This window comes from Neobacillus niacini (assembly GCF_030817695.1).
Taxonomy (GTDB): domain Bacteria; phylum Bacillota; class Bacilli; order Bacillales; family Cytobacillaceae; genus Neobacillus; species Neobacillus niacini_F.
In genome coordinates this window covers 2,699,218-2,714,873 of the sequence record NZ_JAUSZQ010000002.1, presented here as the reverse complement: position 1 = coordinate 2,714,873, position 15,656 = coordinate 2,699,218, and the positions used below count along the sequence as shown (strand labels likewise).

Genomic DNA, 15,656 nt, shown 5'->3' with positions numbered 1-15,656 from the left:
GACATAGAAAATACAAATTACAAAAAAACACCACGATTATTTCTAATCAGTGGTGTCTAGGTCAACACTTCCCGCAGAAGTATTCCAAGAGTAATTCCTATGAACATCGATGTTAACGTACCTAACAGAAAATACTCAGCCCAATTGCGGTCATCCATTTGTTTGAACCGAGCAATCGACTTTGCCGCGACGATAAATCCAATGGCTGGATAAGCACTATAGAAGGTTAACACTAAGACTAGTAATCTCTCAATATAACCAATTAATTTCCCACGGGAGAGATCGTGTTTACTAAAAATCGTGTAGTTGTATTCCTCTGTCAATGCTCGATTACCACTATGATTATTAGCAAATTGCGCCTCTTGCCGTTCATTTTTAAATGTATATTTTCCTTCAAAGGTTAAAAGTTGATTAGGCAGTGAGCCTAGAATGATTTTAATCAAATGACCACTTACACTAGTGGCAAGAATAATGACTATAAAAATGAATAAAACAGAGTTGATAGTTCCCAATTCCTTCCCGTAGAGAAAGAACTCATGAATGCCTGCAAGTTTAACTCCTAAAAACAACTGTCCAGCAAGCAATATCAACACAAGATGTATTAACTGATCAATCAGGAAAAAACTAGCTCTTTTTAGGTTTTCTTCATGGCTTATTTTTAAGGTATCAAACAGCCTGATTTTAAGTATGTCGATTAAAAAATGGCTGCTCACAATAAAAACCAACGGAAAAACGAGACGACTAAAAACACTCATTTCTTTAAAAGAAACAAGGTAAAAAACAGTCAGCACCAGTAAATTTAAAAGAAAATGGTGACTCATATGCTTCTTAATATTTTTCATCTTATCTAATACCATTTCATCGGTCTGCAAATAAAAATCAGCTATGAGATGGGCGAGAATGAGGGATAATAAAAGCATGGAAACTCCTCTCTATCGGGTTATTGTTTCATGTGATTTATCTTTAAATGATGTCGAATGGATTCCATCAATGATTCACTGTTTGCTTTTTGGTTATAAGATTTTTCCTGCAGCGAATCTAAAATAGTGACCAATTCCGTAAAAACCTTTATGATTTCTTCTGATTTTCCTTTTTTATAATGACTAGAGATCGTCGGTGCTGTTTTTTCAAGCAGTTTTGCTACTGCTTTTTGCTGCTGTAAGATAAGAAAATAGGTAAAAACTTGTTCCTGAATAGGTGTTTGCTCTTTCAACATGGTCATCTGGACACGTAATAATGAATTGATTAAAACCTCAAACTCATTCCGAAACTGGTTATAAGGAAACGGTGAAATTTTTTGATAAAATTGATCAAGTTCAAATTTAAATAGCGGTCTGACTTGCTCTTTTTTTAATAAGTCATTCGCATATCTTGCCTGCTTAATTAACGGGTGAATCCATTTCTCAATATCAACTTCTTCTAACTCTTTATCACTATCCCCAAAAGACAAACCAAAATAAGGGGTATGGTCACGATACTTCCAAACCCTGCTTATAAAAAATGCGATAATATAGGCAGTGGAATAGCCATAACCAGCAAAGATAATTTCATCGCCAGCACGGTGTTTTACCTTGCAATGGCCGAACTCTTTTGTCCAAACAGTAATTGAGTTTACTAGCTCATCTAAGTAGTTCGTCAATTCTTCTCCCATTTCAGCGGACGAAGAGTTACTGACATCTAGTATAAAAATGGAAATAGGATGATTCATGACTAACTCCTTTGTACAAAAAATTAGATTGTATAGTCTAATTTTATTTAATTTAGAGTAAATAGTCAAACTTTCATCCAATTAGATAAAATGGTCCTATATGACCGTAAAATTTCGCCACTCTAGTGGAAGCAGGTCTTGATACTGCCTTTGTAAGAACCGGTCATCTACCAGCACAATCGTCCCATGGTCCTCTTCTGAACGAATTAACCGTCCGCCCGCCTGTAATACCTTGTTCATTCCAGGAAATACATAGGCATAGTCATAGCCGCTTTTTTCCTTTTGATTAAAATGATCCTTTATGAGATTACGTTCATAACAAAGCTGCGGCAGACCTACACCTATCACAACCACTCCATTTAGCCGGTCACCTTTTAAATCGACACCTTCTGAAAAAACACCGCCAAGTACGGCGAAACCAATCAATGTCTCTGTTTGATTCGGTTTGAACTTCTCTAAAAATGCTTCTCTATCCTCTTCAGACATTCCCGCACCCTGAAGTAAGGTATGAACACCCGGGAATTCTGTTATGAACTGTTCGTATACAACAAATAAATATTGATAGGATGGAAAGAAGACTAAATAATTACCTGGACGGTTCTGAACTAATGAATGAATCATGGATGTAATTGATGCTTTAGTTCTCTCCCGGTCACGATATCTAGTCGAGAGCGGCTTGATAAAAATATCGGTCTGTTCTTCATGAAATGGCGAAGGAATCGACAGGGTATAATCGTCCACTTGCCCGCCTAGTATATCCTGATAATAAGATAGTGGTGATAGAGTAGCTGAAAAAAAGACTTTGGACCGATAGTTTTTCCCCATCTTCTGCAGCAGTTTGGATGGGTCGATGCAGAACAACTTTAATGTTATATCGTTTTTATTTTTCTCTCCATAAATCACATAATGATCATCAAGTAATTCAACTATTTTCAAAAAAGCATTTACTTGAAAGTACAGCTCCAATAGATTTGGAGCGTTCTCTCTTTGCAGATAAAGTTCAGCACCTTCATTAAATTGCATTAACAACTCGACCAATTCCTCATCCAGCTGCTCAAGAGTAAACTCACTCTGCTCGCCATAATTCTTTTTCAAAGAAATAAACCAAGCATTTATTTTAGAAGAATAATCATAAATAACCTTATTAACAGTTTTAAATTCCTTTTTCAATTGGAGAAATGAATCTTTGTTTAAGGAGGAAGAGAACATTTCTCTTCCGCGATCAACCAGATTATGTGCTTCATCGACTAATAAAAGTGTGGACTTTTTCTGCTCCTCAAACAAGCGTTTTAATGAGACGCGAGGGTCAAATATATAATTATAATCACAAATGACAGCATCAGTGACATAAGCAAGATCGATAGAGAATTCAAAGGGACAAATGAAATGTTTGCGTGCATACTTCTCAATTACCTCACGATTCATACAGCTTTCATTGGACATGATATCTAGAATGGCTTCATTTATTCGGTCATAGTAGCCATCCGCAAACTCACAATAGTCCTTCTGACATTTCGTTTCATCCTTAAAACAAACCTTGTCCTTAGCCGTAATCGTAACGGATTTCATACATAGCCCGCAGGATCGCATACGTTCTGCAGCCTCTTCTGCCGTTGTTCGGGTAATGGTTTTTGCGGTAAGATAAAAAATACGATTTAGATAGCCTTCCCCCATTGCTTTAACTGCTGGGAATAAGGTTGAAATCGTTTTGCCGATACCAGTTGGGGCTTTTACAAACAAACTCTTTTCTTCTGATATCGTTTTATAAACACCACCCGCTAGTTTCCTTTGTCCAGCACGGTAAGACTCAAACGGGAACACAAGTTGTTTACTGCTTTCATTCCTAGCTTTCCGATGGTCATGAAGTAATTTTGCATAAGGATAATAACGCTCTACTACCTCATGAACAAATATCTCTAAATCCTCAAATGTAAAACACTGTTTAAAATATTTTTTCTCATCACTTTCAACCTGTACATAGGTTAGCTGTACAAAAATCTCCGGAAGCAGGTGATCCTTAGCATAGATATAAGCGTACATTTTTGCTTGTGCCCAATGAACAGGAATACCTTCTCGTCCTAGGTGTTCCAACGGCTGCGAGGTGGATTTAATCTCATCTATGATTAACGCTCCATCGCGGAATAATAAACCATCACATCTGCCATCAATTGTAAATACAAGGTCTTTAAAAGACAGGTCAGCCCGAAGATAAACTTCCTTTTGATCACTTTCTTGATATGTATGTTGGATTTTTTGGTGAATTCTTGTTCCATCTAACATCGTGGACTGTGATCTGAACCTGGAATCAATACTGCCACTGCTATAAACATGTTCCACGAGCGTTCTAACCGCAATTTGAACGGAATTAGTCAAGAATCTCACCTTCTCCGAATAAGAATATACGTTCTTATAATATTATAACAGAAATCATTTCTCACATAATCAATGATTGAAAAAAAATAGAGAACAAGAATCTGCCTTGTTCTCTAATACTTATTATGAACGAATCTGACCTGTACCCTGGACAATTGCTTTTGTAGTCGTTATCGCTCTTAACCCCATTGGGCCGCGTGCATGCAGTTTTTGTGTACTAATCCCAATTTCCGCTCCGTAGCCAAATTGTTCCCCATCGGTAAAGCGGGTGGAGGCATTATGATAAACGACCGCTGCATCCACTGCCTGGAAGAACAACCGTACATTTTCACCGTTTTCACTGATGATTGCTTCCGAATGTTTTGTTCCGTACTCGTCAATATGTTGGATGGCTCCCTTTACACTCTTAACCAATTTCACGGCTAGGATTGGTGCTAAAAATTCATTCTGCCAGTCCTCTTCTACCGCTTTTTTTACAAATGGATATTGTGCAGCAAGCTCTTCATCTGCTCTAAGCTCTACTCCTTTTTCCTTTAAGGAATGAAGAATCTCTGGTATATATGGCCAATTCTCATGAAGGAGAAGGGTTTCAGCGGCGTTACATACAGAAGGACGGTGCAATTTTGCATTAATCGTAATATCAACAGCCATTTGTTTTTGTGCATTTTCATCAATAAAGATATGACAATTCCCAACACCCGTTTCAAGCACAGGTACGGTAGCATTTTGGATAACAGATTGAATCAAACCTGCACCCCCGCGAGGTATCAAAACATCAAGATATTGATTTAGTTTAAACATTTGCGAAGCCGTTTCTCTGCTCGTATCCTCCAGCAGTTGAACCGCATCTGCTGGTATCTTACTTTCAGCTAAAGCGTCACGCATGACTTTCACAAGTGCCTTATTAGAGTGAAGAGCCGAAGTACTTCCTCTTAAAAGGACAGCATTTCCCGCTTTTAAGCAAAGACTGCCTGCGTCCACGGTTACATTCGGACGCGCTTCATACACCATACCGATGACACCAAGCGGAACACGAACGGTATGAATCTGCAAACCATTTGGCCGCTCCCAAGCTTCAATCGTTTCCCCGATTGGATCTTGGAGTTCAATCAACTGACGAATCCCTTCCACTATTTGTTCAATTCTTTCTTCAGTAAGCAATAACCGATCCAACAAAGAAGGAGAAAATCCATTTTCCTTTCCTGCTTGGATATCTTTGGCATTTTCAGTAAGAATCAATTCCTTCTCTGTCAGTAATCGGTCAGCCATTTTCGCTAAGGCTTCATTTTTCTCTTCAGTAGTAAGTATAGCAAGAGCTTTTGAGGCTGTTTTTAGTTTTTTTGCTTTTTCTAGTAATTCACTCATTACAAAATTCACTCCTCTGGCAGAGAGACCCAGTTATTTCGATGAATCACTTCTGCACGTTTATTGATTGAAAAATCTTTCGTTTTCTCACCAGGTAAACCTTTGACCATTTGTAGATTTTTTGCAGAATAATAGGTTTGTCCTTTGCCAATCAATTCGCCTTTTTGATTGTGAACCTCGACAACATCCATCGCATTAAAATCACCAATAACATTTGTAACACCAACAGGCAGCAAACTTTTTCCATTAGCAACGATTGCTTCTTCTGCACCGTCATCAATCTCCACAACGCCAGCAGTATGAGAATGAAAAGCAATCCATTGCTTTTTCTTTTGCATTTGTGTCTGAAAAGAGCCTCCAATATAAGTTCCGTCGCCTTTACCCTCTAAGATATTTAACAGTTTTTCCTTCCCCAGACCTTTCCCGACAAAGACACTAACCCCGAAGGAAAGAGCCTTTTTCGCTGCCAGCAGCTTCGATTTCATCCCGCCTGTTCCAACCGAAGAACCGCTGCCTCCTGCTGCTTCAAGCAGTTCATCGTTAACCCTCGGAATGAAGTCATATTTTTTCGCATCCTTCATCACTTTTGGATTTCCATTATATAAACCATTTACATCCGTTAAGATGATTAACGCATTCGCATGTAAAAACCCGCTTACAAGTGCAGACAGCATATCATTATCACCAAAGGTTAATTCCTCAATCGAAACAGAATCGTTTTCATTAATAATCGGTATAACGCCCCTTTGAAGCAGTTCTGTAATGGTATTATAAAGATTGTGAAACCGCTCAAGGCTGTAAAAATCTTCTCTAGTTAATAGAATTTGGGCCGGGACAATACCAAACCTTTTAAATTGTAAATGATAATGCTGCATCAATAATCCCTGACCTACTGCTGCTGCAGCCTGCTTTCCCGCTGTAGATTTTGGCCGTGTCGGATACCCTAACGCTCCAAATCCTGCTGCTACTGCACCGGATGAGATCAGTATGACATCATGGCCTTGTTCTTTTATGCAGGCAAGTGCTTCGACATGGTCACGGATTTTCTCTTCAGAAATCGTCCCTGAAGCTGTAGTTAACGAACTACTTCCTATTTTCACTACTACAAGTTGTTTCTTCATCCTACTCTTACCCCTCTTAAAAAAATAAAAAACGACTCTTCTGTCCTTATAAAAAGGACGGAAAAATCGTTTCCGCGGTACCACCTTCATTGATGCCGAAAAAGCATCCACTTTGACTCCGTAACGAGGGAAAACGGCTTATGTTTGCATAAGCGGTGCGAAAAGGGCAGGTTCAATCTCTTTCCCGTGAGAAACCTTACAGCCTGTGGGTTTCACTCTCTAGCACGTTCCCAAGTTTACTAATCCCATACCATTAACAATTTGTAATTTTATTTATTATCTATAGAAATGAGCGAATTGTCAAGGACGTTTTTTGAAAATTAAATCATTACTTTAGTTCCCTAGTCTATTGTTTTTGTTACTATCTGTCCGATTAAATATTCGCATACCTTTTCTGAATTTAATCTTGCTGCAATAAAGGGAGGCTGTAACCCTTTTCCTCTTCCTAACTGGAAACCGAGCCAGAGAATATGCTCGTCAATGACGACAAACGGGAACGCACATCCAGCCTCCTGCCATAAGTCAGCCTGTATTTCTGGAATGGGTTTCTCAGAAATAACAGTGAGTGTGGCGGACGAATTACGATGAACCAAAACATTTGTCCATGCCTCTGGTAAAACAATCGTTACTGGTAAGGAAATAACAATAGAAGACCGTGCATTTTCTATGTCCTTAAGCACCTTGTCTAATTTTAGTGCATGGATCCACTTTAACTTAAGATGCTGATTTTTAATCCACATACCAATATCCTTTGTTCTAACACTTTGCTGGTACTTTTCTTGATGTTCAACAAGCTGTCTAATCGTTTTCCTATTGTAGACATGTTTGCGGATAAAAGCAATATTAGAGACATGAATAAACTTTCCCTTTGTTCGTGTAATCGCCACATTAATGAGTCGTTCACTATCTTTACCTGTTAATAGCATGCCCGCCCGTTCCTGTGGATTGGAATCAACCGTATCAAAGATCATTACATCTCTTTCACTGCCCTGAAAGCGGTGAACGGTAGCAGAAACGATATCTGCCGTTAACCGTTCTTTTTCATATAAATCCTGCAGCAAAAGATCCATTAAATTTGCTTGTGCCCGGTAGGGAGTTACATACCCAATGGAACGGGCACCACCGAGATAGGATTCATGTATCAATTGAAAAGAAATCAGAGCCTGCCATAGATTGGATCTTGAATTAGAACTTTTTTCATTTATACAAAAAGCACCCATATAACTTGTATCTAAAAGGATGGCAGCCCGTCCGGGAAAAGGTGCAAAATCAACGATTTTCTTCCTGCTGCTTAGAACACTTGGATGATCACCTACCATCGAATGATAAATGTATCGATTGGTAAACGCAGAGATATCTGGGTGCATCCTTCGCTGTTCTTGCAATAAGAATAAATGTGGATGGAGCTTACCATCCTCAACCCAATCTACAACACCTGCTCGGTGAAAAACATCCTCTTTCAGCCATTTTGTTACGAGCGAGTCTCTTGAGGAAGCAATTGGCGGTAATTGTTTAAAATCTCCGCAAATGATTACTCGTTTACCAAGCGAAGCGGCGAATGCTGCCTGTGGAACATAGGCCATACTTGCTTCATCCAAAATAACAACATCAAATTCCTTCCCATATATAGCAGGGTCACTTGCTGCTTTAGCAAGCGTGGATCCAACCACAAAGGCATTCTTTACAAACTCTATTTCCTTTTGACGTATTTTTTCAAGCACTCTTGTAATTTTTTTCTCTAGTTCCAATAGCTGATTCGTATCCCTTTTACTAAAGGAACGGGCTATATCTTGTTTTAGGTTTTTTCTTTCTTCTATGAATGCATTTTTATCTTCTACAAGACTATGTTCCTGTTTTTGGAGAAGCTGACTGGTGGTAAGTGCTTCTTCGCAATCCTCTCCTACTCCAGTATTAGAACCGTAGCGAAGCACATCCCCTTCTTTGAAGCGGTCTTTCTTTTTAATAAAAGCCGATATTTCACTGATTAATACATCTACTGCCTGATTACTATGCGAAAGAATTAGTACCGTTTTTTCTTGAAAATATTTATTTGCAGCAACCCGTGCAAGTGTATAGGTTTTACCCGTTCCAGGCGGTCCCCATACAAAGGTGACGGGGTTGTATTTTGAGCGTAGAACTAATTCATGGACATTGCTTTTAATCTTTTCAATCGGGTGTTTTGCGGGCATTGAAGGGTCCATTAATCGGTTGATTCTTAAACGTTTCTGCTTGTTTTTGTTGACTTCATCTAACCGTTCGATAAGCTGTTCTAGAAGCTCCCATGGATCGTGATAGATATAGGCTTCAGGAATTAAATCACCTAACGATTTCTCTAATTGAACAATAATCCCCTTCCCCTCAGAAGATAGGGTCCTTCCTCCCTGTTTTACCCCGCCCCATACAATCGTGATAGAAGAACCAACTGGTATTTTTAATGCAAAGGCAGTGTCAAAATAATAGGTAAATGTGCCATCGTTGGATAGCAGTCTGCCATTGGTCACTCTATATTTGTTACTGCCATATTTTTTTAAAAAAAGTATTTCATTTTGCAGTGCCTGCTGCCACTCTTTCATATAAACCGTCTTCGTCATCTTTTTCATCCTCAAATTAAAAGCTAGTTAGCCTAAATGGTCAATTTACTATAGCATGTTTTATCCATAAAAATAAATCTAACTTGTAAAAAATCTGTAGTTAGTAAAATGTTATACAGTGAATAATTTCGACATTATATCTAATCTTCGCCCCGGTATGTTCGTTATAAAATCAATTATAGATTTTTTTCGTTTTTTATTGGTTGTCAAAGTCCTAAGTGTTTTTTTAACACTTAGGACTTTTTAATGCTTATTTGAGTTTTTTAATTGAATTACTAACAGTCTTAATAATAAAATTTATATCTTCCTGTTTAATATTTAATGGCGGTGAAAGGGTTAATACATTATTGTATCCCGCAACAGTGGCGCCGTTTTTACCGATTAACAACCCTTCCTGTTTGCAATTGGCAATTACTTGATTAACTAGTGTTACCTCCAAAGGTTCCTTTGTCTTCTTATCCTTTACTAATTCGATTCCCACCAATAATCCTTTTCCACGGACATCGCCAACAAATGGATGATCCTGAAGAAGGTCACTTAATTCATTGACCACTTGTTTACCAAGGTCACGCGAGCGGTCAAAAAGGTTTTCTTTTTCCATAATTTCTAGGTTTTTTAATGCCAAGGCACAAGCAGCAGGATTACCCCCAAAGGTGTTCACATGACGGAAATAATCATATTCTTCCGTTCCCTTAAACGCTTCATAAATTTCTTTCCGAACAGCCGTTGCGGATAGCGGCAGGTACGCACTCGTAATCCCTTTCGCCATTGTGATAATGTCGGGCTTAACATCGTAATTCATAAAGCCAAAAGCTTTTCCAGTTCGACCAAAACCGCAAATTACTTCATCTACAATTAACAGAGCCCCATGTTTTTCACAAACCTCTTTGGCTGCCTTCATGTATCCTTCAGGAGGGACTAGAATTCCCCCGCCGGTAATGATAGGTTCCATAATCATCGCAGCTATCGTTTCACTTAGCTCCCAGGTCATGGTCCGATCGATTTCTTTTACTGATGACAGTTCCCTTGGATCACTTACATTAACATCATCCCGATATGAATCTGGTGGAGAAACATGAATAAATCCTGGAGTGAGCGGCTCATATTTATATTTTCTTTGTGCTTGCCCTGTTGCTGCTAGAGCACCCATGGAATTTCCATGATAACCTCGGTAACGGGATACTATTTTGTAGCGGTTAACATCCCCTTTTTGCTGATGATATTGACGGACGATTTTAAAAGCCGTTTCATTCGCCTCTGAACCGCTGTTGGAGAAAAAGACGACGTATTCATCGCCAAGCATCTCATTTAATTTTTCAGCAAGTTTGATAGCCGGAATATGGCTTTGAGTAAGTGGAAAATATGCCATTTCCTTTAACTGTTCATACGCTGCCTCGGCAAGTTCTGTTCTTCCATAGCCGACATTCACGCACCATAATCCAGCCATACCATCTAAATAGCGCTTTCCATTGGCATCGGTTACCCAAGAACCTTCTGCTTTCGTGGCAACTATGGTTGCATTGGGATTATAAGGCTTCATGGAATGCCATAAATATTTATCATCCTGTGCAAGTAATTCTTCATGCGGACGACCTGTTTGAACCATGCTCCGTCCCTCCTTTTTTATGCTTCAAAACGGGATGTAATCATTTTTTTACGTGTATAGAAGTTTAAGCCGTCTTTCCCATTTACATGGAGATCACCATAGAAGGAATCCTTCCAGCCTGAAAATGGAAAGAACGCCATTGTTGCCGGAACACCAACGTTAACACCGAGCATACCCGCGTCAGCTTCTTCACGGAACTGCCGGATTGCCTTTGCATTATTTGTATAAATGGTGGCTCCATTTCCATATCTGGATTTTCGAATATATTCCAGTCCCTCATCTAAATCGCCCGCACGGAGCAGACTTAAAACGGGGGCAAAAATTTCGTCCTTGGCAATGGTCATTTCAGGAGTAACATGATCGAAAATGGTTGGTCCCAAGAAATTCCCTTCTGGATGGTCACTAATTTCTTTGCGTCCATCGCGGATTAAGTCAGCACCCTCTGCAATTCCTTTTTCAATGTACCCCAGAACCTTGTCACGGTGTTCCTTTCTAATGACAGGAGTTAATAACACCTCGTCATCCATTCCATTACCGATGATTAACTCATCAGCTTTTTTGGATAACGCCTTAACAAATTGTTCATTGTCACCGACCACAACAACCGCACTGCATGCCATACAGCGCTGCCCTGCGCTTCCAAACGTTGAAGAAATAATATGCTGTACTGCCTTATCCATATCGGCGTCAGGCATGACAATATGATGATTTTTCGCTCCGGATAGCGCTTGAACTCTTTTACCTTTAGCTGCAGCTCGTTCGTAAACATACTTTGCAACAGGCTGAGAACCAACAAAAGAGATAGCCGCAATATCTTCATGATCGAGTAATCCATTTACAACATCATGTGCACCATGAACGACATTTAAGACTCCAGGAGGAGCTCCCGCTTCAGAGAACAACTCTGCTAATCTATTAGCCAAAATCGGTGTTCGTTCAGATGGTTTTAACACAAAGGTATTTCCGCAGGCAATGGCTAATGGAAACATCCAAAGCGGCACCATCATCGGAAAGTTAAACGGAGTGATTCCCCCAACAACTCCTAATGGATAGCGGAACATCTCTGAATCGATTTCTTCAGCAATTCCAGATAATGTTTCACCCATCATCAAGGTAGGTGCACCCGAGGCAAATTCTACACATTCAATACCACGCTGAACCTCTCCATATGCCTCTTTATATGCTTTACCATTTTCTTGGACAATCAATCTTGCTAACTCTTCATGGTTATCACTTAATAGACTATGATATTTAAAGAATATTCTTGCCCGTTTTGGAACCGGAACCTTTTTCCACTTGCTAAACGCTTCCTTTGCTGCTGCAACGGCCGCATTGACATCTTCTTTCGTTGAAACAGGAACCTTTGTTAGTAATTCATTTGTTGCTGGATTTGGCACATTTAGTGTCTGACTGCTGTTTGAACTTACCCAAGCGCCATTAATAAAATTTTGTAGAACGGTAGTATCCTTTTTTGTCACGCTCATCGATTCCCCTCCTTAGTTAAATGAATGTGTTATAAACAAAAATTTCAAAAGAGGACGGGTAACAAGCACCAATCCCCTTTTGATACTTCTAAACTCATTTTATGCCTAAATTCTGTTTAATAAGTAAACTAGAAAAATACTTTCTAGCATTAGCAGTGCCAATAAGCAATATTTCTTTTTCCTTGCTGCTCGGGTGGTAAAACTCAACTGAGGCACCATCAAGATGTTCATGGACAGCATTAATTCGAAAACCCTTCTGAATAAAAAAATCAAGCTTATCTCGTTCATTTAGATATTGTTGATAATCTGACATCGTATCCCCCTATAATTTAGAAATTTTCATTAATCAAATTTTAAACTAGCAGGTGCTTCCTCGATGACAGACTCGTAATCTTCTTCAATAACCCAATCACGCCCGACTGAAATTCCTAGATATTTTGCATCAGATGGATCTTCAATTTCAGCTTGTTGATACTTCCTAAACCACCAGTATTTCGCCAACACATAATAGATGACTGCTCCAAGTAAGAACCCTACTAAAAATCCGTATGCCGGGAATAAATAGGAGATATAACCGCCAATAATCCAAGCAATAAAGCCTGCAAGATTCACACCGCCCCAATATCTAAATTGCCCCTGGTCTTCGTATAACGCCGGAACATTTACTCGTCTTTTACGGATTAAATAATAGTCCGCAAACAGAATGCCTACGATTGCTGACAATACGCCGCCAACAATTAGAAGAATTGGAATGATAACCCCGAATAACTCCCATGGTTGAACAATCGTACCCACGATTCCTGCTGTGATAACACCCGCCCAAAAAGGAAACTTCGGTCCTCCTACATTAGAGAAAATGGTTGCAGCTGGAACCACATTCGCAGCAGTATTCGTTGACCACTGGGCTAATACAATCATCAACAGTAAAACGGCAAGGACTAATCCGCTGGCTGATTCTTGAAGTGCAACGACAGGGTCGGCATTTAATACCGCAATATAAGAGACCGCACCGATGATGATCATAAAGGTTTGTGTTAATGGCATGGCTATAAGATTTCCGATTAGTGAACTTTTATTTCTCTTAAACCAGTTCTTTTCGTTTACTGGAGCTTTCATGTAGCGCGAAATTGATGGAATATCGGCACTCAATGTTGCCCAGAAGCCCATGTTACTAAAAATAACAACTAGAAAAGCTGTAAACGCCGCACCGCCTGTAACAGGCGATTCTACCCAGCTCCAAACGTCTCTGCCAGCAGCTTGTGCTTGGTCAGATAATGATGAGTACATCCAAATCGAGATTAGGATAATAATTGGCGCTGCTAAATCAGCAAACCGCTCAATAGACTTAATCCCTAGAGCCGTATTTACCAATTGAACAATTGCAAAAAGAATAAAGCAGACAAACCAATTCTCAAATCCAAATAAAATATTTAAAATGCCGTTCATGGCCGTTGCGCCGAAATAGGTATTGATCCCGAACCAAGCTGAAGCGGTAACTCCCCTAGTGATGGAAGGAATATGGGTTCCGATTGTCCCAAATGGGGCTCTCATATACACTGGGAATGACAATCCGTGCTCTATGCCGATATCAGCAATTAAGGAAATGAAAAATCCGATGGCGAGTGAACCGATAATGGTAGCAAGAATAACAAGTGGTAAGGAGAGACTTTGTACTCCTGCACCTCCAATAGCAAAGGTAGCGAGTACCACTACCATCCCGACCCACATAAACGAATATCCTAACTTTGTAACTTTTCTGTCCTTTTGTTGAATTGGTAATAAATCAGAAGACTTTAAGTGGCTTTTCTTCATATGAACACTCCTTTTTCGGTTTTAAATAAAAGAATTTAAATATTCAAATTCAATCACCGACAACAACTGAGGTTATTTAGGGCAATTGCCTGCCTTCTTGAAGCAAGCAATTGCTGGAGTCGTTCAACAATGAATGGAGAAAATAGTATTCTATTTTATGGTGCTAAATGGATAAGGTTTGGTTTCGGTTCACTGGTACATTCACATTGTATTTGGCTCTCTTTAGATATTGGCCTGATCCTGGTTTGCCGACGAACTGCTTATCCCTCACGACGAATTCACCTCGTGATAATACGGAAACTGGCTCTCCAGTGACTTTCATTCCTTCAAAAGCATTGTAATCGACTGCCATATGGTGAGTTTCAGCAGAGATCACTCTTTCTACTTGTGGATCAAAGATGACGATATCAGCGTCTGCCCCCACCGAAATTGTCCCTTTTTTCGGGAATAAGCCAAATAATTTTGCCGCTCGAGTAGAAGTTATATCAACAAACTGATTAAGACTAATGCGCCCCTTCTTCACCCCCTCAGAGAACAAAATCGATAGTCGATCTTCAATAATCGGTCCACCGTTAGGAATTTTGGTAAAATCATCTCTTCCTAAATCCTTCTGTCCTTTAAAATCAAAGGAGCATTGATCAGAACCAAGCGTTTGCAGCTGGCCACTCTTTAAGGCATTCCACAACACCTCTTGATTCCATTTCTCCCGTAACGGAGGAGACCAAACATATTTTGCACCCTCAAAATTTGGTCTTTCTAAGTAACTTTGATCTAAAACTAAATATTGCGGACAGGTTTCACCCCAAACCTCAAAGCCCTTGCTGCGTGCTTCGGCGATTTTTTCAACCGCATCCGCGCAGGAAACGTGAACCACATATAACTGCGAGTTTGCTAGTCCGGTGAGTTTCGCCGCTCTTCCCGTTGCCTCCCCCTCTAGTTCAGGCGGTCTGGTAAGGGCGTGATAGATTGGATCTTTGTTTCCTTCCGCGATGGCCTTTTTCGTTAAATAATCAATGACATCCCCATTTTCAGCATGGACCATCACAAGCGCTCCATGTTCTTTTGCCGAAACAAGGGTTCGAAAAAGCGTTTCATCATCTGCTTGAAAAACGTTTTTGTAAGCCATAAACACTTTGAAAGAGGTAATACCTTCTTCATTAATCACATAAGGAAGTTCATTCAATACATTCTCATTGATTTCGGCAATCATTAAATGGAAACCATAGTCGATTACCGCTTTTTCCTTCGATTTTACATGCCATGTCTGGATCGCATTTTTTAAAGGTTCACCTTTATTCGTTAAACAAAAATCAATGATCGTTGTTGTTCCCCCAAAAGCTGCCGCCATGGTTCCCGTTTCAAAATCATCCTTTGTCACGGTTCCTCCAAAAGGCATATCTAAATGGGTATGCGGATCAATCCCCCCAGGAATAACAAGACAGCCATTGGCGTCGATTATTTCTGCTCCCTGTGCTGATAGATTCGTGCCAATCTGAGATATTCTTCCGTCTTCAATTAATATTTCTGCTGTATAGGTATCTGAGGCTGTTACAATTGTTCCATTTTTAATCAGTTTCTTCATACGATTTCTCCCTT

The 15,656-nt window shown here is 39.7% G+C and carries 11 protein-coding genes; all 11 read right to left on the bottom strand.

Features of this window, described 5'->3' with window-relative positions:
- Positions 1-56: 56 nt before the first annotated feature.
- The gene (locus QFZ28_RS13955; protein WP_307195186.1) at positions 57-920 is read right to left on the bottom strand and encodes a DUF3307 domain-containing protein; all 864 of its coding nucleotides are present in this window, start codon (positions 918-920) and stop codon (positions 57-59) included.
- A 20-nt stretch (positions 921-940) separates the two neighbouring features.
- Positions 941-1,708: a hypothetical protein gene (locus QFZ28_RS13950; protein WP_307195185.1), complete on the bottom strand. Its 768-nt coding sequence runs from the start codon at positions 1,706-1,708 to the stop codon at positions 941-943.
- Between the two features lie 96 nt (positions 1,709-1,804).
- The gene (locus QFZ28_RS13945) at positions 1,805-4,081 is read right to left on the bottom strand and encodes an ATP-dependent DNA helicase (RefSeq protein WP_307195184.1); all 2,277 of its coding nucleotides are present in this window, start codon (positions 4,079-4,081) and stop codon (positions 1,805-1,807) included.
- A 123-nt stretch (positions 4,082-4,204) separates the two neighbouring features.
- Complete coding sequence (locus tag QFZ28_RS13940; RefSeq protein WP_307195183.1) at positions 4,205-5,446, bottom strand: glutamate-5-semialdehyde dehydrogenase; 1,242 nt, start codon at positions 5,444-5,446, stop codon at positions 4,205-4,207.
- 8 nt (positions 5,447-5,454) lie between these two features.
- On the bottom strand, positions 5,455-6,567 hold the full coding sequence (gene proB / locus QFZ28_RS13935; protein WP_307195182.1) for a glutamate 5-kinase: 1,113 nt from the start codon (positions 6,565-6,567) through the stop codon (positions 5,455-5,457).
- A gap of 341 nt (positions 6,568-6,908) precedes the next feature.
- A complete protein-coding gene (locus QFZ28_RS13930; RefSeq protein WP_307195181.1) occupies positions 6,909-9,158 on the bottom strand; it encodes an AAA domain-containing protein in 2,250 nt (749 codons plus the stop codon).
- A 250-nt stretch (positions 9,159-9,408) separates the two neighbouring features.
- Positions 9,409-10,764, bottom strand: a complete 1,356-nt coding sequence (locus QFZ28_RS13925) for an aspartate aminotransferase family protein (RefSeq protein ID WP_307195180.1) — start codon at positions 10,762-10,764, stop codon at positions 9,409-9,411.
- 17 nt (positions 10,765-10,781) lie between these two features.
- The gene (locus QFZ28_RS13920) at positions 10,782-12,248 is read right to left on the bottom strand and encodes a CoA-acylating methylmalonate-semialdehyde dehydrogenase (RefSeq protein ID WP_307195179.1); all 1,467 of its coding nucleotides are present in this window, start codon (positions 12,246-12,248) and stop codon (positions 10,782-10,784) included.
- Between the two features lie 94 nt (positions 12,249-12,342).
- Positions 12,343-12,561 (bottom strand): hypothetical protein, encoded by a 219-nt coding sequence (locus QFZ28_RS13915; protein WP_307195178.1) that lies wholly within the window; start codon positions 12,559-12,561, stop codon positions 12,343-12,345.
- Between the two features lie 29 nt (positions 12,562-12,590).
- On the bottom strand, positions 12,591-14,060 hold the full coding sequence (locus tag QFZ28_RS13910; protein WP_307195177.1) for an NCS1 family transporter: 1,470 nt from the start codon (positions 14,058-14,060) through the stop codon (positions 12,591-12,593).
- 163 nt (positions 14,061-14,223) lie between these two features.
- Entirely contained in the window at positions 14,224-15,642 is a 1,419-nt protein-coding gene (gene hydA / locus QFZ28_RS13905) for a dihydropyrimidinase (RefSeq protein WP_307195176.1), read from the bottom strand.
- Positions 15,643-15,656 lie beyond the last annotated feature (14 nt).